Origin of the sequence: Methylomonas lenta (assembly GCF_001644015.1) — a bacterium.
In the GTDB taxonomy this organism is placed as follows: Bacteria; Pseudomonadota; Gammaproteobacteria; order Methylococcales; family Methylomonadaceae; genus Methylomonas; species Methylomonas lenta.
The window spans coordinates 18,614-37,287 of record NZ_LUUI01000150.1; the positions used below are offsets into that span (position 1 = coordinate 18,614).

The following is an 18,674-nucleotide window of genomic DNA, read 5'->3' on the forward strand; positions in this document are numbered from 1 at the left end:
TAATGTATTTTACATGGTAGTAATATTTGCTACATGAATATTTGGCATTTACTTATAATTAGTCTTCCCACCGAGAACGCAACCGCACGGATGCGTATCTGGCGGTCATTGAAAGCTTGCGGTGCGGCAGTGCTGCGTGATGGCGTCTACCTAATGCCTGATCGCGATCCTTGCCGCGAAACATTAGAAATCATCGCGGTAGAAGTTCGTGAGAATGGCGGCAGCGCATTGGTTTTGCGGACTGATGAGCCGACCGATAGCCATTTCATTAGCCTGTTCGACCGTCGTGATGAATATTCTGCTTTGTTGGCAGACATAGTCAAGCAACGTGGCGAACTGTCTGTTGATACGGCTCAAGACTTTATCAAGCAGACCAGAAAGCTGCGCAAAGTGTTTGCCAACCTGTCTGCTATCGACTTCTTTCCCGATGAAGCGCAACGGCAAACAGAGAGTGCGCTGAGCGAACTCGAACTGTCGACTGTTCGAATATTATCCCCGGATGAGCCACATTCGATTGAAGGCTTAATCTCACGCCTATCAATCAATGATTATCAAGGCCGTACTTGGGCGACTCGCTGCCGACCATGGGTGGATAGACTGGCTTGTGCCTGGTTGATTAGGCGCTTTATCGATCCTCAAGCGCATTTGCTTTGGTTAGCGTCTGCCAGTGATTGCCCCGCTAATGCTCTCGGTTTCGATTTTGACGGTGCCTCGTTTAGTCATGTGGATGGCCGGGTGACCTTTGAAGTGTTATTAGCCAGTTTCGATCTTGAACAACCTGCACTCAAACGGCTGGGTGGGCTCGTACATTTTCTGGATGTCGGCGGTGTGCAACCACCCGAAGCCGTTGGTATTGAAAGTGTGTTGGCTGGACTTCGCGATGCCATTAACGATGATGATCAACTGCTCGCGGCTGCCAGTGCAGTGTTTGACGGCTTGCTGGTAACGTTTGAGAAAGGAATAAACACACGATGAGTCAATCTGAAAATCAATCATCTGCGAATACATTGATCAAGCCCGATCCGGTTGGCTTTTGGGAAGCCTTCCGTTTTTGGTTAAAGCTTGGTTTCGTCAGTTTCGGTGGCCCGGCCGGGCAAATCGCCATCATGCATCAGGAGTTAGTGGAAAAGCGCCGTTGGCTTTCCGAAAAGCGATTCTTACATGCGCTGAATTACTGCATGTTGCTGCCGGGACCGGAAGCCCAGCAGTTGGCCACCTATATCGGTTGGCTGATGCATCGCAGCTGGGGCGGCATTGTTGCCGGTGGTTTGTTTGTGCTGCCATCATTATTGATTCTGATCGGTTTGAGCTGGATTTATCTGTCCTTTGGTCATATCACGGGGATTGCCGGTGTACTGTACGGAATTAAACCGGCGGTGACGGCCATTGTGATTTTTGCTGCGTATCGAATCGGATCAAGGGCACTTAAGAATGGGGTGCTGTGGACCATGGCGGGATTGGCTTTTTTGGCCATTTTTTTATTCGATACACCCTTTCCGCTGATCGTGTTGGCGGCCGCCATCCTCGGCGCTATTAGCGGTAAGCTTGCTCCGCAGAAATTCACTGTTGGCGGCGGACATGGCTCGGCTAAAACAAGCTTCGATCCCGCATTGATTGACGACAATACGCCAACACCACCGCATGCACTGTTTAGCTGGGCGGGCTTGGTAAAAGTGATACTGGTTGGCCTGATTTTGTGGGGCGGCGTAATCGGTTTTCTTTGCGCTCGCTATGGTTGGGGCGGTGCATTGACGCAGATGGGCTGGTTCTTCACCAAAGCGGCGCTACTCACCTTTGGTGGCGCCTATGCCGTCTTACCCTATGTATATCAGGGGGCTGTTGAACATTTTCAATGGCTGACGCCACATCAAATGATTGATGGTCTGGCTCTCGGCGAAACCACACCGGGACCGCTGATCATGGTGGTGACCTTTGTCGGTTTCGTCGCAGGTTGGGTAAAAGAAATCTTCGGTCCCGATCAGCTATTTCTAGGTGGTGCCATTGCGGCAACGGTGGTGACCTACTTTACCTTTTTGCCCAGTTTTATATTCATTTTGGCCGGTGGTCCATTGGTGGAATCGACTCACGGCAAGCTGAAATTCACTGCGCCTCTGACCGGCATTACCGCTGCCGTCGTCGGTGTGATTCTCAATCTGGCGGTGTTTTTCGCCTGGCATGTGTTCTGGCCACAAGGTTTTGCAGGACATTTTGATACGGTTTCTGCACTCATTAGCCTGTGCGCTCTTTTGTCATTGTTTCGTTACAAAGTAGGTGTTATCCCCGTCATCGCTGCCTGTGGCGGTGCCGGTCTGTTGTTTAGTTTCATCAAAATCTGGCTTGCCCAGCAAGGAGTTACCGTATGAACACAATTCGCCAATCTCAAATTTTAGCGCTGTTAATTTCATCACTACTGGGCGTAGCCTATGCTCAAGAGCCAACTCAGCATACTGGCGTACTGGATATCGCCAAGATAGAGCAACTGACTGGCGCCAAAGGCAAACTCGATACCGCCGAAAATGCGTTCAAAGTCACCGTGCCACGCAGTGATCTGGCTGTCACCGTGGCAGGCGTGAAAATGACAGCGGCGACCGGATTCACCTCATGGGCTGCTTTTTCGCCAGTAGGCGATAAAACTATGGTGATGGGGGATATGGTGTTGCAGGAAGACCAGATTAATCCGGTGATGAGCTCAGCATTGGAAAATGGCATTGAGGTTACTGCCCTGCATAACCATTTCTTGTGGGATACGCCAAAAGTGATGTTCATGCACATCGGCGGCAGCGGCGATGCAGAAAGTCTGGCGACCAGTATCGGCAAGGTGTTTGCCAAAATCAAGGAAACCAGCAGCGCTAAAACCCATGTAAAACCTAAGTCGTTTGATGCCGGTAAAACCTCGCTTGATCCCAAACCCATCGAAACGATTATTGGTGCGCCAGTAGAGAAAACTGGTGAAGTGTATAAAGTCACCATCGGTCGAACCACACAAATGGATGGTCATCCGGTTGGCAAAACCATGGGGGTGAATACTTGGGCGGTATTTGCCGGCAGCAATGACAAAGCCATTGTCGAAGGCGATTTCGCTGTGCTGGAAACTAAACTGCAAGGTGTACTGAAAGCTTTGCGCGGTGCGGGTATCGCCATTACCACGATACACAATCACATGGTCGGCGAATCCCCGAGGATTGTTTTTCTGCACTACTGGGGTGAAGGCATAGCCAGTGATCTGGCCAAAGCCTTTAAAGCCGCGCTAGATGCTCAATCGAAAACTTGAGGAAATACCCATGCAATGGATCACCCGTGAACGGCCAAAAATTGATCGAATTGCCTGCCCTTGGCTAATTGCCCGCTTCATAGATAAAGATGCTGAATTTGTTTACGTCACTGCCGATCAGGTATTTCGAGTAGCAGAGGAAACAGGCGCTATTCCTTATGACATTCCTGGCGCCGAACTTTCACATGTCGGGGAACTATGCAGTTTCGATGCCTTTTTGAGTCGGTACGGACTGGATGATCCTGCCTTACAACAGCTGGCAAGCATTGTGCGAGGCGCAGACACATCGAGACTGAATCTGACACCCGAATCGTCAGGGCTATATGCTATATCGCTGGGCCTATCCCACATTTTCAATAATGATCACGACATGCTCAAACAAGGTTTGGTACTTTACGATGCACTCTTTGCATGGTGTCGCCATTGCCAGAGCGAAACACATAACTGGCCGCCTTCTTCCGCATAGACGAATAGTAAAAGGGAGGATTGGACAGTTCATAGGAAATCATCTCCATTTATCTGAAAAGCATGAGTCAACCGCCACAGTCTTCGCCATCACTTTTTCGCAATCGAAATTTCAGCTTACTCTTTTCCGCCCAGCTTATATCGCTCGCGGGTAGCGGGGCCACGACGGTTGGGTTAGCACTATTCGCCCATCAATTGGTGGGCGGCAGTTCGGCAGCGACTGTGATAGGTAATGCCTTGATGTTACGCATCCTGGCGTTTTTACTGTTTTCCCAGCCGGCAGGGGTGCTGGCAGATCGCACGAACCGCAAACTGTTGTTGATTTTAGCCGACCTCGTTCGCGTCGTTTTGATGGCGTTATTTCCGTTTGTACACAGCGTATGGCAAGTCTATCTGATGATATTTTTGATTAACGCTGCGTCAGCTTTTTTCACGCCTACCTATGATTCCACTCTTCCAGAAGTGGTTGGCAGCGATCAGTATGTCAAAGCGCTATCGCTTTCACGGATAGCGGTCGATATGGAAGCCGTTTTAGGCCCTGCTGTCGCTGGGTTACTGGTTACTCTACTAGGCTTGAACTGGTTGTTTTGGTTTGATGCCGCCACCTATTTAGCTTCTGCCGCTCTAGTCACCGCCAGCGTGTTGCCGCATGTATCCAAACCGAGTATTCAGTTTTCGTTCAGAACCTTTCTGGGTGAATTGACCTATGGCACCCGGATATTGCTTCATCAGGCTGTTTTGCGACGGGCATTGTTGTTGAATTTGGTTGAAGCGATTGCTGGGGCGGCGGCGATCGTGGCGACGGTGGTGTATGTCAAAGATGTATTGATGCTGGGTGAAAATGAATTTGTGTTGGCGATGTCAGGGTTGGGCCTTGGTTCCACGGTCACCGCGCTGTTTTTGGGATGGGCTACGGGGCGTTACGAGTCAAGCGCTAAAGGACCTTCTGAACTGCATGGTCGACGCCATCAATGGACTGAACGTGCTTTGCTGACAGGTGGCGTGGTCTTGGGGTTGATACTGTTACCGGGTATGAAGCAGCCGCCATTCTTGTTGTTCGTCGGGCTATGGCTGTTGAATGGCGTGGGGCAGGCGCTCATCGCATTGTCTTCTTCAACCTTACTGGCCGAACATACACAAAAAACTGATCGAGGGAAGGCTTATGCCGCACATTTCGCGCTGACGCATATGTTTTGGCTAATCACTTATCCTGCCATCGGATACGGTGTGAGCAGTTTTGGAGCACCGTTGACCTTTACCATCGCCGGAGCGATTTGTTCTGTTATCGCCATGCTCGCGATCATTTCGCGTAAACCCAACCACGATCATGTACACCGATAGCAAATTGAATTTTGCGTGACAGCCTGTTGGCCAAGAAACTCATTTCTTTGGGCGACATTTGGTACGGGCCAACGCCAATTGCAGCGGAGGGGTCTTCTATACCATGCTTTGGGTTTTGTCGTTTCACCGTTGGGCAACAGGACCTTTATACAGCCGCTACGCCGTTTGATTTGAATAGGGAATGGCGACTAAATGAAGGATTGCGGACATAGCTGACTGACATCGGTGACTGGCAGCAAGGGGTCGTTTGCAGCACGTCACAACTGTCCGGTTTAGGGAAGCGTAAAATCCATAGCTGACCGGCAGTTATAAGGTCGAAACCGTAAATTCGCCATTTCCCAAAACAGCCATTCAATTCTGGCCTAATCGGGGTAGTTACCTCATAGCTGCCAAAAGTGCCATCCTCGCCAAATCGACACATTAATTCAATATAATCAATATATTAACTATTTTAAGATTTATCCAGTATTTTTAACACTAAAACCCAGAAATACAAATTAGCGTACCTATCAATAGGCCTTGGCCTAGTGGTAGCTGACAAAACACCCTAAAACAACTCTCAATAGAATTGTTTTAGATTTATGAGAGTCGCTCTATCACTGCAACTTTGATGCTTTTGATTTAGTTTAACCAAGATGGCACTTTTGGCAGCTATGAGGTAACCACCCCTATAACGGCTTAATTCTATTTGAAGGCAAGCTGTAATTTATGCGAAATTTGGCAATAGGTGTTGATTCATGATGGTTTATCTCGATCTGGTGTGGCGAATGGTCAACTTGACCAGTGAGAATGGCAAAGTTAGAATAGATTGCGGTTGCCAACCTTACTTGCACACGAGTAAAAAAAGGCCATATCACTTTAGTCATTAGATTGTTGTTTCTTTAATAGCCTCGTCGTCGGGGACTTAAACGTGTGCGCCTGACCCGAATAACGACGTGGCGTTGGGGAAATAATCATGACTATCAAAGAATTTGCCTACTCGGCGCAACAGTACCTCGAAACCCAAACGGGTGAGAAATTCAAACGTGCACACATTTACGAGCTTTTAGCGACCTCATTTAGCTACAACTCATTTGCAGCACTTTGTGCTGAATCTGTTGTATTCCATGGAAAACAAGCATCCAAACACAGCTCAAAGCACAATTTAGATTTACGCCACCGTTGTGCGGAATTAGGGTACCCCTCCAAAACGGCTGACATCGTATTTGCTGAGTTTCCGCCGTTGATTACAGAACAACGGATTTGTATCGTCAATATTCAGAAATTAATAGCAAGGCTACGAGGGGAGTTTTCGTATCAAGATGGATATTCAGAATGGGACGCTGGCGAGTACGACGATGAAATTGAAGACGACGCTGGACACGCTTTGTTTAATGGCACGGATGCAAATGACGACTATTATCAGGACGATTTATCGCCGGAATTGCTGGCAGGACTGGAGTCGACGGCGGTAAAAGGAAACTCACTTGCGCATTACGCCATAGCGCTTTTTCTAATGCCTGACGCCGATTATGATCAAACGCCTGGCTCTGAATATTGGTATAACCAGGAACAACAAGGTCGCGTATTAACTGGCGTTGAGAAGGAATGGGCCGATGAGTATGCTGAAGCGATCAATAATGCTCAGAAATTTGAATTTCATCTTAGAGAGGCTGGTCGTTTAGGTAACGAGGATGCGCTTCTTGATCTCGCTGAGCGCTTCGATGATCCATCATTTTTTGAGCAAGATAGTTATAGTAAGAATCACGATCTCCTTAGAGTGGCAGAGATTGCAGAAAGCTTGGGCCGTATTCATGATGTTCACGAATGGCTGACCAAAGCAGCGGAGGCTGGCGATACCGAAGCAATGCGCAAACTTATCGAAGAGTTCGACCAGGATGATCTGCAACGTTGTTGGAGTTGGGTTTACCTAGCACAATTGTTAGATACTGATCTAACACGAGATGACTACTATGCCATACATGAAGACGGCTCTCACTACGATGACGACGTCGGTGGTCCCATGTATGTGGATGGTCAAGAAGGTATCAAGCTTCCAACGTTGAGTGATGATCAAGATGCGCTGGCCCGGCAGACTGCAAAAGTTCTATTTGATAAAATGCAGTAATTTGTAAATATAGCCCTGACTTGTTTACCGCTTGCCAGGGTTATTAAGATTATCTACATAGATAAGCAACCGTAGTTGCTCCCAATTTTCAGACTTTTGCAAATGACATTTTGGTGTTACATGTTTGAAGACAACGTTCACCCCAGAAACATATACGAAATTTACCAAAGTAACGGCAATACCGCCGGCTTCTGGGTTCAACGTACTACTTGGTTGCCACGAACCGTTGCCAAAATTCTTTCTATTGATGCCAAAGGATATGGCCATTTGTCTGGCATTCCGCCATGTTTCAATAATCCGGTCGTTTTATGCGAGTTTTACGAAAATGGAAATTTGCAGAAACTCTCAATGGTTTTGCCTAATTCATCTGCATCTGATTATATTCAAATAGAGCAACCTGATTTTACTATCGGGCAAGAAGCCGAATAATCTTTGGCATTTCGATAGATTGAAGTCGGCCAGTTATTTAACAGTGACCAACTCTCGCCAGTCATTGGTATAGCTTGGGAAATCCGCCCCGCCTTGGATTGCCAGCTTTTGTTAAAGCCTGACGAAGCAATGATGCGTTAACGCATTGATTCATGGTACCGATCTGGTGAGTGATAAACCGCATTATCACCGATAGGTTTTCTACACGCAGGAGAGGTGTGTTTTCCTACAGCCCAGTGCTATCGGTAACGTCTTGACTAACGCTGTGGCAGTAAATGATCATCATGAGTTACAGCCTTATCGATAAGCGGTTTTTTCTGTCCTATAGCCGCTTGCAGCCGGCTCATATCAGCTAGCATTTTGTCCTTCAATACATCGTATTCAGATTTAACCGGTGGCAGTGTCTTGATAAAGTCCACGACTTGCTCGGCCACTTTATTAAACCCTGCTTCACGTAAGGCATTCTCGGTTGCCACCCATCCCTCCAAAACAGCTAGTCGAGTAGCCTTGAGCTTTTCCTGACCCGGTAAATCCGGCTTAACACCATTCATAATTTCGTTTATGACCTGCTCCACACAGCCTTGAAGTAAGGTTGATGCCACAGGTTTACTCTGTTCATCCTGCTGCCCTGTGCGCCAGTGCTCGATGCGCTCCTGATGTTGATGGATTGAGGTTTTTGCACTGCTTTTGCCTTTGCCTCGAATGGCGGCTGGCGTGGCATTGGCCTCAACACCCTGATCCCGTAATGCCTGGGCAAATTGCTCACGCCATACCTGCAACGTATCCTTGCGAATGTAAAGTCGGTCGCCTGTTTCACTCACGGCCTTAACAACTAAATGCACATGTGGATTTTTACCGGATTCGGTTTTGTCTCGCTTTGGATCAGTTGCTGGATCGTGCAAAACCATTGCATAGCGGTGACTTAAGGAAAAATTCTCGCGGGCAAAAAATTGAGCAGCCGCTAAAACCGATTGCGGCGGCGTACCTTGCGGCATCGATAACACAATGTTATGAACCAATTTAGCCCGTATATCCTTCTCGCCTGGCAATGGAGCTTCACGGTGCCGTTGATTGATAACCGTGTCCAGTTTCCAATCCTTCACTAAAAACGCGGATACATCCTTACCCTTTAAAAAGTCGCCTTCATCCGTTAAAACTTCCAGCTCGCCTTTACGATCAATATAATCAATATGGGCCTCGGCTGTCTCTGGATCACGACCACCACCTGTAACCTTAACCATCACTTCCTGAACACGGTCTAATGTCCGTTGTAATGACGCCATCGACTTAGGGGAGGTGGGATTAAATAAAGGCCGAGCAGACGGACCCTTACGTCCTCTGCTAATCAAGTCTAATCCGGGAGAGGTTTTGTCTCTGGCAACAACTGCGGTACGCTTCTTAGGCATGATCATTCTCCCAACTCATCAAATTGGATTTCACAACGGCGTCAATTTCTGCACTAGCCTGGTTAGTCAAATGCCTAGTTTCGCCAAGCATATCGACCAGCTCATTTGAATCTGGCCAATGGCCAGCATGGGCCAGTTTGACCAATTGATTTAGATTGCGGCCAATCGCAGCGAGTTGGTTCGAGGTCACGGCCAGCACCGCTAACTCTTCTCTTGGCATCGGCACGTTCTTAGTGATCCACCCACGCAAAATGAGTTTCATGACGGTACCAAGTTTCATCATACGCGCGGCGGCGTACTGACTGATGTGTGATTTGTCACCGGGTAGCGGCCAAAAGCTAATTCGGGTGTCTATTGACTCACCAATGTCTAATTCATCATCTGGCGCAATAACAGGCGGGGGAGGGAGGTCATTTACGTCAGTCTCTAGTAAGCGGTCGATTTGCGGCAAAACCAGCTTGGTAACGTCTGTGCGCTGTTTTTCGGCCAAGGCAATCAACGCTGCCTTTTTAGCTGGGTGAATTCGAATATTGAGCGCAACGGTTTTGTGGTTAGCCATTGGTCATCCTCCTTAGTCTGTCTCAATTGTAACACAAAACACGACTTTAGTCTATCCTGCCCTTATTTGTGATTTTTGTCGGTCAGCGCGCGGACGAAGAAGTACATTGAAACGATACTTAAAGCACGTTGAAACTTACTTAACAAAAATTAAGTAATACTTATTTATGGATAAATTACTTGAAATAGACATGAAACTATGTGTAATATGCTTAACAGCACTAACTATAAAACACAGGGGCGCTCATTGGAATTAGAGGAATTTCTCAGCCGCGTTAAACCGGCGACGCGTCGATCTAAGCTAGAACCTTATTTGAACGATCTGCGACGCCTTAGGGAATTAGGTTACACGTTATCGCAAATGCAAAGCTATCTAGCCGCAAAAGAGATCCATGCCACGATTCAAACCATATCGGCTTATTTAAAAAAAAAGGATGAGGTGCAGCCATCCAAAAACCCGGATCATGAAGTAAAACCACAACCACCGGAAAGGTTGTCAACATCCATTGAAGAAACACCAGAAGATCAACATAAGGGAGGGACAAGCGACGATTCAACCCACTTTAACCCCAGCGAACTACGAAATATTTTAGATGAAGAAATAGACTTGGATGCGCTGGCAAAAATCGGTAAAGAACAGCACAGAAAAAGGAAAAAGACATGAAAGCAGTCGTGATTAATTTTTCAGGCAATGTAGGCAAATCAACTATCGCAGCCCACTTATTAAAACCGCGCATGAATAATGCCGCCCTATTTAGTATTGAGTCCTTGAACGATCACTCGGCCACGGATGGGGTCGATGTGGAAACCTACAAAGGCAAGAAATATAAGGAACTTCAAGAGGAAATCTTTTTATTGGATGATGCAATTATCGACGTAGGCGCATCGAATGTTGAGGACTTTACCAACTTAATGGCGCAATATCACGATTCACACCAATTTTTTGATTACTTCTTGATACCAACGGTTAAAGAGAAAAAACAAACTATCGATACTATCAAAACCATCAAATCGCTTTCAGCCATGGGTATACCCAAAAAGAAAATTCGGGTAATCATGAACAAGGTTGAGAGCGACGATGATATTAGAGAAGAATTTGGTTCGCTATTCGGGCTTGAGATGGTAGATAAAAACTTCGTGATCAATGACAAATGCGTTATCTATAACAATGAGGCGTTCGATCAATGCAAGGAACTGGGCGTACCTCTTTCTGCCATTGTCAGTGATTCAACTGACTACCGGGCCAACGCAAAAGCTGCGAAAGTCTCCGGCAACCAAAAAGAAGCGGAACGATGTACGAAGATGTGTCTATTGAAGATGATCGCCATAACCGCGGATAAAAATCTCGATCAAGTTTTTAAAGCACTTTTCTAATGCAAAAAGATACAAAAAGTCCTCGAACATTTAGAGATGCGCTTGCTGCTCAAGTGCTGGGGGATATAGATGCGCTGTTAGATAAAGTTGAAGCGGTTAATGGGTCAGTCAACGCCGCCACCGATAAAATGCAGCAAACCATTAAACAGTTTGAAGAAGCTGGTGAAACTTATAATCAAGCAGTGCTTGCGGCAAACATGCGTTCGAAAAATGAAATGATCGCCTTTTTGCAAAACGCATCAATTAGCACTATTGCAAAAACAAAGGATGAACAACGCGAGTTATTACAAGAGCTGATCCGTGAAGCGGTCGGCGGCGAATTGACAACTCTTAAGCAAGGACTATTCTGCGCCAAAACAAAACCGGCGTTAGCTCAATGGTTAGTGATCTTAGCAATTTGTATAGCGACCGCGTTGTTCAGCAGTGTCGCCACTGTCGCACTATTGCACATCAAGCCATAAATGCGATTTAAAAAACCTCGCTCCGTCATGATATTTAGTTAGCCTGATAACGTTTTTTCGCGCCCGCGAAAATTGCATAAAACGAAAGCTAGTACAATGAAACTTTTATAATCTGGACTGAGTTTTTTGCTGCGCTACATGCCACTAAACAAATCATTCTTTAGCGATACAGACATTTCTCTAAGTAAATCCCCGATGTGGTTAAGGCAATTTACAATTGCAGTCCTTTATCTTTTATTTGGATAATCTATCAAGTGATTTTGAATTCCTGTCCTCATGGAAATGACAAAGCAAAATCCAAAGCTGTGTAATCAATTTAGAAGATGACTGATTACTCGATGAACTTTTTGTGAAGTCTACAATCTATTAAACGTGCTTAGCGGCACGTCAATTTCCTTCTCTAAGTCCAGCTTTATTGCTGGATTTTTTTTGCCTGCTGCTCAGCGCTAAAAGTGATCGTAATCGTGCTTTTGTAACTGCTCACAATACCATCACTAATCGCTGCAATCTGTTAAGGCTATCGAAGAACACTCAGATATATTGTTTCATTATTGGAAACAAATAATGCGAAATTTGCCTGATTGTAAATATTATTCAGAGGTATATAGTGAAGTCGAACTTAATTATGACTGGATACTTTGAAGGCGACCACTATGAAAACATCCCAAAATTTGCAGAGAGACGTGATGACAGGCTTGTTATTGTTGGCTGGTATTCTCAGTTTTGTATCAGGCGAATTTGTGTTTTCAACATTGTTATTCGGTACTGCGTCGCTTACTAGTAATCTCGATTTTGTAAGACCCGCACGTGCTTAAGATTTTTGTGTAATTTCCTCGTTGTAATTCGCGGCTCCTCCTGGCCGCAACACTCTATAGCCTCTAGTGTTAATCACGTTAGAGGCTTTTTTTGCGCCTGAATATTCCCAATTCGGAACAACTACAAATCCTTGATGTTCGGATAAACCACTCTTGATGCATCCACCTTTTTGCGCAGCTCCAATCCGGTTTTAAAATGAACAGATCGTCGTTCGGGAACACTGACAGCTTCACCGGTTTTGGGATTACGCCCAATACGTGCCGAATATTGAACAATTGAAAATGCACCGAATCCGCGAATCTCTATCCTATCGCCATCCACTAACGTTGCAATCATCCCGTCAATAATGTTGTTGACGGCATACTCAACATCCTTTTGAGGCAGATGTGGTTGTTTATTGGAGATGGTGGCAATGAGTTCTGATTTGGTCATGTATTCACTTTTATGTTGCTATCAGTGATAAGTAATTATTTTACAAGTTATTCTGCAATGATAAAGTACATGTACTTGCAAGCAAGGAATTGTAAGCTTAAAAGTTTTAACTCTTAGAAAGCCATTCGTTCCGCATAGTATCAATACGTAGCATCATCTCGTCCAATGCTTTGACTGATTCTTGGTGTAATGGATGAGTGCGATTGTGAACGGGATGCTGGGCATCGCTCAGCAGTTCATCAATGAAACGCTCTGCGCGCTAAACGGCGTGCAAAACTTTCCAGGGTCCTGGGGAAAAGAGCGTTGAAAAGTTTCCACCCCAGGTTGTTTAATGACCGGCTTTTTGCCGGAGAAACCTGGAGTGATAAAAATGGATGTCATACCCGAAATCAGACGACTGCATTTTGTTGAGAAAGTCACCATCAGTGACTTGGCGAAACAGTTCAAGCTGTCCCGCCCCACTATTCGTAAACACCTCAAAACTGTCGATGAGCCGGTTTACCCCACTCGCCAACATCAACCTCATTTGAAACTCGGTGCTTATCTCGAGCAATTGACGACATGGCTGGAGACCGATGCGGCGTTACCGGGTAAAAAACGTAAACGCACGGCTCAACGCTTGTATGAATGCCTGCAAGTTGAAGGTTATGTGGGCGGCTACAGTGCGGTGCAGCGTTTCGTAAAAGCCTGGAAGCAGTCGCGCTCGGCGAGTCCCACTATCAAACAGGCTTTCGTGCCCTTACTGTTCCCAGCCGGCGAAACCTGTCAATTTGATTGGAGCCACGAAACGGTGATTATGGGCGGGTTGGAACAGGTGGTGAAAGTGGCTCACTTCCGATTGAGCTACAGCCGACAAATGTTCGTGGCCGCCTATCCTTGCGAAACACAGGAGATGGTGCTGGATGCGCATAATCGCGCCTTTGCCTTCTTTGGTGGGGTGCCGAAACGCCTGGTGTACGACAATCTAAAGACCGTAGTGGATGCGATCTTCGTCGGCAAGGAGCGGCGCTTTAATCGGCGATTTTTGACCTTGGCTAATCACTATCTGTTTGAGCCTGTGGCCTGTACCCCAGAGTCTGGCTGGGAGAAAGGCCAGATTGAAAACCAAGTGGGCAATATCAGCGAATGGCTGTTCACGCCCACGCCGAAGTTTGCTGATTTTGCCGAACTCAATGCCTGGCTGGCTAAGCGTTGCCAGGAGTTGGCGTTGCGTCCGCATCCTGATCAGCCTTCACGCACCACGGCCGATTGTTTTGCCGAAGAGCAACCGTTGTTAATGCCGATTAAAGCCGTCTTTGATGGCTATGTTGAAACGATGCGCCGGGTGACCTCATTGTGTTTGATCAACATTCATCGCAATCGCTACAGCGTACCGGCGCAATGGGTCAACCAGGTTGTCTCGGTTCGTTTAACCGCTGATCGAGTGCGCATGGTAGCTAATGGTCAAGTGATTGCCGATCATGTGCGTCAATTTGGACGCGATCATTTGATTTGCGATCCCTGGCACTACCTGCCGGTACTGGAGAAAAAGCCGGGGGCATTGCGTCATGGTGCACCGTTTGTGACCTGGGATTTACCGGTGCCGATTAAAGTCGTGCGCGACCGCATACTCAAGCAAGATAAAGGCGATCGAGCCTTTGTTGATCTGTTGTTAATGGCTAGAGACATCGGTGAGGGTGGCCTGGATGCTTTGGAAGTCGCCTGCGATTTAACCTTGCAAACAGGCGTTATCAGCGCCGCTATTGTGCTCAATGAAATGCGCCGTCTCACGGAAGACGCCAAGCCTAAAGTCTTGGATGAATCCACCGCATCACTACCCACACTGACTGTTGAGCCATTGGCCGATTGCAGTCGCTATGATGCGTTACGGAGCGAACGTCATGTCCATTGACCGTAGCGTACAACTGAAAACCCTGCACCTGTATGGCATGGCGGCTGCCTGGGGCGAGTGGCAAGCAGAATACGGCAGCCAGCAAAAACCGGTGATGCCCGAAGTCTGGCTGGATCGATTGATCAAGGCCGAGCAAGCGGACCGACAAGCGCGTAGCCTCAACTATCAACTCAAGGCAGCCCGTTTCCCCATTCATCGAGACTTACTACAAATCGATTGATCAGAAACACCCTTGCAGCAAGCCCGTATCGAACAATTGGCAACAGGAAGCTTTATGGAACAGGCTTATAACCTGATCCTGGTTGGCGGCACTGGCACCGGCAAAACACACCTAGCGACCGCCATTGGAATAGCCGCCATTCATCAAGGCAAACGCATTCGCTTCTATAACGCGGTCGATCTGGTGAACCAACTGGACAAGGAAAAACAGCAAGGCAAAGCGGGCAATCTGGCCAAGCAACTGACCGCAATGGATGCGGTTATCCTGGATGAACTAGGTTATCTGCCATTTCCGGCATCGGGCGGAGCTTTGCTATTTCACTTGATCAGTCATCTCTATGAGAAAACGTCATTGATTATCACCACTAATCTCAACTTTGCAGAATGGGTGCAAGTGTTTGGTGACGCCAAAATGACCACGGCACTCCTGGATAGAATTACTCATCATTGCGACATCTTGGAAACCGGCAACGATTCGTATCGATTTAAACAACGAAAAAAGGCGGTGGAAAACCATTAACCCTACATTTTAACTGGAAACTATTCGACGCTCTTTACTGGAAACTTTTCAAAGCCGTTTGACAGCTCTGCGTTCATAATCTCTTGTGGAAGTGGATCAAATCGTTCGGCCATCTGAATAGCAACTTGGTGAAGAAAATAAAGACATAAAAAAGCCCACATGTAGTGGGCCTCGTCCGATGTTATTTTTATGTTTTGTGGACGCCTACTATCAGTGACGGTAGGTTAATTGCTTGCGCTTTTATTATTGTTGTACCGAATACACGGTCGCTTCCTCCCCCTCAAAGATACGATCTAACGTGTCGTATTGACATCAGTCAAGGTGGCTGCATTCTATGGGAATAAAAATCATCTGTCCAGAAATAACGCGTCAGTTTGTCGCAGGGTGGTGTTGTGGCTCGTTGATCTACCATCATGACCAATACCCCACTAATTGACTAAATATATTCTCACGGTAGCCTTCTGATGCAGGGGGGCTAGTGGTGAAAAACTCAGGCTATATGGCGCATCCAAGAAGAAATCATTAGTACCCCCACCTTTAGAAGGTTAGTGGTTTTTCCTTGATAAGTGGTGATTAAAATGATGAGAGAAATACTGGAAATCGTGATGCTATTGAGCTTGATGGGAGGCTTGTTTTTTGTAAAACATGAGTTTGCAAAAGATAAGCAAGAAAGACTTGCTGCTGCTAAGCCAGAATCCAGAGAATCTAGCAACTAACTTTTTTTTATAAGCAGTAAGTGCCGACTGATTAATCATAAGTTCCAGGGTGGCGGGTTTATGTCGATAGCGACAATTCGACACTTCTAAAAGCCGTCATTCACTACTAAAGAATTCTATGGAACTTAAGTGTCGTTTGTTGGAGTTTACCCACCTTATGCTTTAAATCTAATTCAGAATGCTAACTACGTTGCCACAAGATAGGAAAACCAGCATGCGATCATAAAGATACATGATCAAAAAAGCGCCAAAACTCAGTGAACCAAATCCCCAGGTTAACCGTTGATCGGCTGGGTGAGTAAAAAGGCAGACAATAAAGGCAATCAGCAGCAAACCAGACAATGGCCTAATCACTACAAATAAAATGGGCCGGAACCATAACAATAACGTCAGTGTAAATGTGCGCAGTAACACCACCAAAAAATCGGCTGTTCTAACAAGTGCTCTACTACACCAAAGAAAAACACTATAAGGCATTGGTTTACGATAGACATAGCGACGGGTAACGTCGAGTATTTTTTTAACTGGCGCCGCCGGGGTTGAATTCGGAAAATTAATAATCTTGGCCATGATGCCCCCTATAAATTATTTATTCTTAACATACTTGTTTAACAGAACAACCAATCTCATTTGCCACAAGCAATAAATCAATTAACCTTTACCTGTCACATTGCATTAGAGGCGATAAAGTACTATTTTTTCTTAATTCTGTATTTCTCTAGCTAGAGAGTTGGATTATCCAAAAGACCCGCAAAGCCGCATAGTGTGATCCACAGCTCATGAGGAATATTGGATTCATTATTGATCCACTTGCGAATTGTCCGAGCTCCGTTCTTTTTTAGATTAAGTGTCTTGGCGGCAACACTACAACTAAATCCGGCAAGCCTCAATGCCTCAGCAACTTCCTGGCCAGTTGGTACTGCCCAATTAGAGCTAAACGGTTGTAGGCATTCTTGCCTGATTGTATTCATTGAATTGTTCATTTAATTACTTTGCTTATACACTCAAAATATTGTTTGCAATTAGCTGATTTTTAGAAATACGATTAGTTAAAAGATTATTTAAGATTAAAAGAATAAGGCTCAAAATAAAGGCCTTTTCTTTATTAAAATCATAAACATATAAAAATCACTCGCCCCCTATTCCTACCGATTTCCATTCGGAAACGAACTTAATAGAATCACCTGCCCCCTATACCTACTTGTGTAGCCCCCTATACCTACCGGGAAAAATCAGACACGCCCCCTATACCTACCGGAAAACATAGTCACCTGCCCCCTATACCTACCGAAACATAAGTTGGGAGACTGGGTAAAAAAGCCAGAAAAACCATACCGCCCCCTATACCTACCGCATACCGCCCCCTATACCTACCGGAAAACATGATCACCCGCTCCCTATACCTACCGAAACATAAGTTAGGATACTGGGTAAAAAAGCCAGAAAAACCATACCGCCCCCTATACCTACCGGAAAACATGTTCATCCGCTCGTTATACCTACCTACCTTTCAACCTAGCATGGGGCCAGAAAAACCAACCCGCCCCCTATACCTACTTATTAACGGCTGTTGTTATCGGACTGTTCGATTGTACTTGTGCTCGCTTATTGGATGCCTTCATATCTTTAATGAAATCAGGTGATGGGTAAAATGTATAAACAACGTCCAATACTTTACCCCTTGGGCCTGTAACTGGGACTTTTTCAGATTTAGATAACACGCGCGAAGCTTCAAGTTCTTTGATGCAATCGTCTAATGTCTCAATTGCTTTGCGTTCTCTGCTATAGCTATCTAGTAGCCCGCTATCCCGCTTAATTGTGCTGTACCTAATCTCAAACGATGTGGAAAAACTGGCAAAGGTGAACTTTAGTGATAGCTGTTTATGTAGCCAGCGTGTTAGCTGGTTCTTGTGGCTCATCATCTGAGCGTAATTGTATTGTCTAAAGGTTATTGCATCGATGGCTAGCGTCACGAGCGGGTGAAATTGTGCAATCCAACGCGAATCCGGGTCTTCATTCAGTTTACTGCGAGATACCGCAGATAAACCGGTTAAAAATGGGCTTAAGCTAAACCCCTCCCCTCGCTTCCCGTCTCGTTTCGAAATTTCAATCGTACTTCGGGCCAGAATCTTGAGGCTTAAAACAATCTCCTGATAAGAACGAGTATGGCCCCGGCTCTCTAGTTCTTTGCGTAGCGCGTAGAGAGTGAAGACTACACCACTACGGAATTCAGATTTAGCGTAAAAGCCATTTTCAGGTTCGGCGGCAATTTTTCGTAATGCATCTTCTATTAATTCCTCATTGGCACTTGGGTAAAAATCCTTGCTTACTCCTGTAGCTTCATCGATGATTCGCGCGGCTTGAATAGTAGCCAACATAGGCTCACCACGATAATTGAAATCAAGTTGAAGTAAATCAAGAAACCCCTTGGTTTTCCGTGTCTTATCCATTTGCTGACGGGAAACGGCATAGCGAGGTACGCTATCCCATAAGTCGAAAGCATTCGATAGTCGATCCCTGGCGGCATCGCCATTGCAGATAAACGTTTTAAATAAATCTAATTGTTGACCGGTAAAGTCGGAATCAAGAGGCGGTGTAACCGTAGCCTCTAAACTTGATGCTCTTTTGCTCTTAGTTGCCATTATTCAAAACCCTTGCATAGGTGATA

19 protein-coding genes and 1 pseudogene are annotated in these 18,674 nt (G+C 46.1%); 14 read left to right on the forward strand and 6 right to left on the reverse strand.

Features of this window, described 5'->3' with window-relative positions; genetic code table 11:
* The first annotated feature begins 33 nt into the window (after positions 1-33).
* From A1359_RS18330 to A1359_RS18360, 7 genes are all read left to right on the forward strand, one after another.
* The gene (locus tag A1359_RS18330) at positions 34-975 is read left to right on the forward strand and encodes a chromate resistance protein ChrB domain-containing protein (RefSeq protein ID WP_066986699.1); all 942 of its coding nucleotides are present in this window, start codon (positions 34-36) and stop codon (positions 973-975) included.
* Positions 972-2,363 carry a chromate efflux transporter gene (gene chrA / locus A1359_RS18335; protein ID WP_066986702.1) on the forward strand — a complete coding sequence of 464 codons (1,392 nt, stop codon included), beginning with the start codon at positions 972-974 and terminating at the stop codon, positions 2,361-2,363. The genes A1359_RS18330 and chrA overlap by 4 nt, the downstream gene beginning before the upstream one ends.
* Entirely contained in the window at positions 2,360-3,271 is a 912-nt protein-coding gene (locus A1359_RS18340) for a DUF1259 domain-containing protein (RefSeq protein ID WP_066986704.1), read from the forward strand. Before chrA ends, A1359_RS18340 begins: the two co-directional genes overlap by 4 nt.
* A gap of 10 nt (positions 3,272-3,281) precedes the next feature.
* The gene (locus A1359_RS18345) at positions 3,282-3,737 is read left to right on the forward strand and encodes a chromate resistance protein ChrB domain-containing protein (protein WP_066986708.1); all 456 of its coding nucleotides are present in this window, start codon (positions 3,282-3,284) and stop codon (positions 3,735-3,737) included.
* A gap of 62 nt (positions 3,738-3,799) precedes the next feature.
* The gene (locus tag A1359_RS18350) at positions 3,800-5,077 is read left to right on the forward strand and encodes an MFS transporter (RefSeq protein WP_066986711.1); all 1,278 of its coding nucleotides are present in this window, start codon (positions 3,800-3,802) and stop codon (positions 5,075-5,077) included.
* 955 nt (positions 5,078-6,032) lie between these two features.
* The gene (locus A1359_RS18355; RefSeq protein WP_066986713.1) at positions 6,033-7,184 is read left to right on the forward strand and encodes a hypothetical protein; all 1,152 of its coding nucleotides are present in this window, start codon (positions 6,033-6,035) and stop codon (positions 7,182-7,184) included.
* 120 nt (positions 7,185-7,304) lie between these two features.
* Positions 7,305-7,613, forward strand: a complete 309-nt coding sequence (locus tag A1359_RS18360) for a hypothetical protein (protein ID WP_066986716.1) — start codon at positions 7,305-7,307, stop codon at positions 7,611-7,613.
* A 257-nt stretch (positions 7,614-7,870) separates the two neighbouring features.
* Here A1359_RS18360 and A1359_RS18365 read toward each other — a convergent pair whose 3' ends face one another.
* Together A1359_RS18365 and A1359_RS18370 are read right to left on the reverse strand one after the other, a co-directional pair.
* On the reverse strand, positions 7,871-9,019 hold the full coding sequence (locus A1359_RS18365; RefSeq protein ID WP_066986881.1) for a hypothetical protein: 1,149 nt from the start codon (positions 9,017-9,019) through the stop codon (positions 7,871-7,873).
* Positions 9,012-9,578 carry a plasmid mobilization relaxosome protein MobC gene (locus A1359_RS18370; protein ID WP_066986719.1) on the reverse strand — a complete coding sequence of 189 codons (567 nt, stop codon included), beginning with the start codon at positions 9,576-9,578 and terminating at the stop codon, positions 9,012-9,014. Before A1359_RS18370 ends, A1359_RS18365 begins: the two co-directional genes overlap by 8 nt.
* Before the next feature lie 246 nt (positions 9,579-9,824).
* Between A1359_RS18370 and A1359_RS18375 the strand changes: the two genes are divergently transcribed.
* The 4 genes from A1359_RS18375 (at position 9,825) to A1359_RS22915 (ending at position 12,227) form a co-directional block, all read left to right on the forward strand.
* Entirely contained in the window at positions 9,825-10,241 is a 417-nt protein-coding gene (locus tag A1359_RS18375; protein WP_157200598.1) for a hypothetical protein, read from the forward strand.
* A complete protein-coding gene (gene stbB, locus A1359_RS18380; protein ID WP_066986727.1) occupies positions 10,238-10,951 on the forward strand; it encodes a StbB family protein in 714 nt (237 codons plus the stop codon). Before A1359_RS18375 ends, stbB begins: the two co-directional genes overlap by 4 nt.
* Positions 10,951-11,412, forward strand: coding sequence for a hypothetical protein (locus tag A1359_RS18385; RefSeq protein ID WP_066986729.1), 462 nt, complete (start codon positions 10,951-10,953; stop codon positions 11,410-11,412). Before stbB ends, A1359_RS18385 begins: the two co-directional genes overlap by 1 nt.
* 653 nt (positions 11,413-12,065) lie before the next feature.
* Positions 12,066-12,227: a hypothetical protein gene (locus A1359_RS22915; RefSeq protein ID WP_198159406.1), complete on the forward strand. Its 162-nt coding sequence runs from the start codon at positions 12,066-12,068 to the stop codon at positions 12,225-12,227.
* A 121-nt stretch (positions 12,228-12,348) separates the two neighbouring features.
* On the opposite strand, the gene A1359_RS18390 is transcribed toward A1359_RS22915, so the two are convergent.
* A complete protein-coding gene (locus tag A1359_RS18390) occupies positions 12,349-12,660 on the reverse strand; it encodes an integration host factor subunit beta (protein ID WP_066986732.1) in 312 nt (103 codons plus the stop codon).
* Between the two features lie 370 nt (positions 12,661-13,030).
* On the opposite strand from A1359_RS18390, the gene istA reads away from it, so the two are divergent.
* From istA to A1359_RS22920, 3 genes and pseudogenes are all read left to right on the forward strand, one after another.
* Positions 13,031-14,551, forward strand: coding sequence for an IS21 family transposase (gene istA / locus A1359_RS18395; RefSeq protein ID WP_066986884.1), 1,521 nt, complete (start codon positions 13,031-13,033; stop codon positions 14,549-14,551).
* Positions 14,541-15,290: pseudogene (istB, locus tag A1359_RS18400) on the forward strand (IS21-like element helper ATPase IstB). Before istA ends, istB begins: the two are co-directional and overlap by 11 nt.
* A 578-nt stretch (positions 15,291-15,868) precedes the next feature.
* Positions 15,869-16,006 carry a hypothetical protein gene (locus A1359_RS22920; RefSeq protein ID WP_198159407.1) on the forward strand — a complete coding sequence of 46 codons (138 nt, stop codon included), beginning with the start codon at positions 15,869-15,871 and terminating at the stop codon, positions 16,004-16,006.
* Between the two features lie 168 nt (positions 16,007-16,174).
* On the opposite strand, the gene A1359_RS18405 is transcribed toward A1359_RS22920, so the two are convergent.
* The 3 genes from A1359_RS18405 to A1359_RS18415 form a co-directional block, all read right to left on the reverse strand.
* Positions 16,175-16,576, reverse strand: a complete 402-nt coding sequence (locus A1359_RS18405; RefSeq protein WP_066986735.1) for a hypothetical protein — start codon at positions 16,574-16,576, stop codon at positions 16,175-16,177.
* 152 nt (positions 16,577-16,728) lie between these two features.
* Positions 16,729-16,989, reverse strand: coding sequence for a hypothetical protein (locus A1359_RS18410; protein ID WP_066986738.1), 261 nt, complete (start codon positions 16,987-16,989; stop codon positions 16,729-16,731).
* A 570-nt stretch (positions 16,990-17,559) separates the two neighbouring features.
* Positions 17,560-18,648: a hypothetical protein gene (locus A1359_RS18415; RefSeq protein WP_066986741.1), complete on the reverse strand. Its 1,089-nt coding sequence runs from the start codon at positions 18,646-18,648 to the stop codon at positions 17,560-17,562.
* Positions 18,649-18,674 lie beyond the last annotated feature (26 nt).

Coding starts and splice junctions, on each gene's coding strand:
- A1359_RS18330 (WP_066986699.1), top strand. CDS start 34: ATGAATATTTGGCATTTACTTATAATTAGTCTTCCCACCGAGAACGCA.
- chrA (WP_066986702.1), top strand. CDS start 972: ATGAGTCAATCTGAAAATCAATCATCTGCGAATACATTGATCAAGCCC.
- A1359_RS18340 (WP_066986704.1), top strand. CDS start 2,360: ATGAACACAATTCGCCAATCTCAAATTTTAGCGCTGTTAATTTCATCA.
- A1359_RS18345 (WP_066986708.1), top strand. CDS start 3,282: ATGCAATGGATCACCCGTGAACGGCCAAAAATTGATCGAATTGCCTGC.
- A1359_RS18350 (WP_066986711.1), top strand. CDS start 3,800: ATGAGTCAACCGCCACAGTCTTCGCCATCACTTTTTCGCAATCGAAAT.
- A1359_RS18355 (WP_066986713.1), top strand. CDS start 6,033: ATGACTATCAAAGAATTTGCCTACTCGGCGCAACAGTACCTCGAAACC.
- A1359_RS18360 (WP_066986716.1), top strand. CDS start 7,305: ATGTTTGAAGACAACGTTCACCCCAGAAACATATACGAAATTTACCAA.
- A1359_RS18365 (WP_066986881.1), bottom strand. CDS start 9,019: ATGCCTAAGAAGCGTACCGCAGTTGTTGCCAGAGACAAAACCTCTCCC.
- A1359_RS18370 (WP_066986719.1), bottom strand. CDS start 9,578: ATGGCTAACCACAAAACCGTTGCGCTCAATATTCGAATTCACCCAGCT.
- stbB (WP_066986727.1), top strand. CDS start 10,238: ATGAAAGCAGTCGTGATTAATTTTTCAGGCAATGTAGGCAAATCAACT.
- A1359_RS18385 (WP_066986729.1), top strand. CDS start 10,951: ATGCAAAAAGATACAAAAAGTCCTCGAACATTTAGAGATGCGCTTGCT.
- A1359_RS22915 (WP_198159406.1), top strand. CDS start 12,066: ATGAAAACATCCCAAAATTTGCAGAGAGACGTGATGACAGGCTTGTTA.
- A1359_RS18390 (WP_066986732.1), bottom strand. CDS start 12,660: ATGACCAAATCAGAACTCATTGCCACCATCTCCAATAAACAACCACAT.
- istA (WP_066986884.1), top strand. CDS start 13,031: ATGGATGTCATACCCGAAATCAGACGACTGCATTTTGTTGAGAAAGTC.
- A1359_RS22920 (WP_198159407.1), top strand. CDS start 15,869: ATGATGAGAGAAATACTGGAAATCGTGATGCTATTGAGCTTGATGGGA.
- A1359_RS18405 (WP_066986735.1), bottom strand. CDS start 16,576: ATGGCCAAGATTATTAATTTTCCGAATTCAACCCCGGCGGCGCCAGTT.
- A1359_RS18410 (WP_066986738.1), bottom strand. CDS start 16,989: ATGAACAATTCAATGAATACAATCAGGCAAGAATGCCTACAACCGTTT.
- A1359_RS18415 (WP_066986741.1), bottom strand. CDS start 18,648: ATGGCAACTAAGAGCAAAAGAGCATCAAGTTTAGAGGCTACGGTTACA.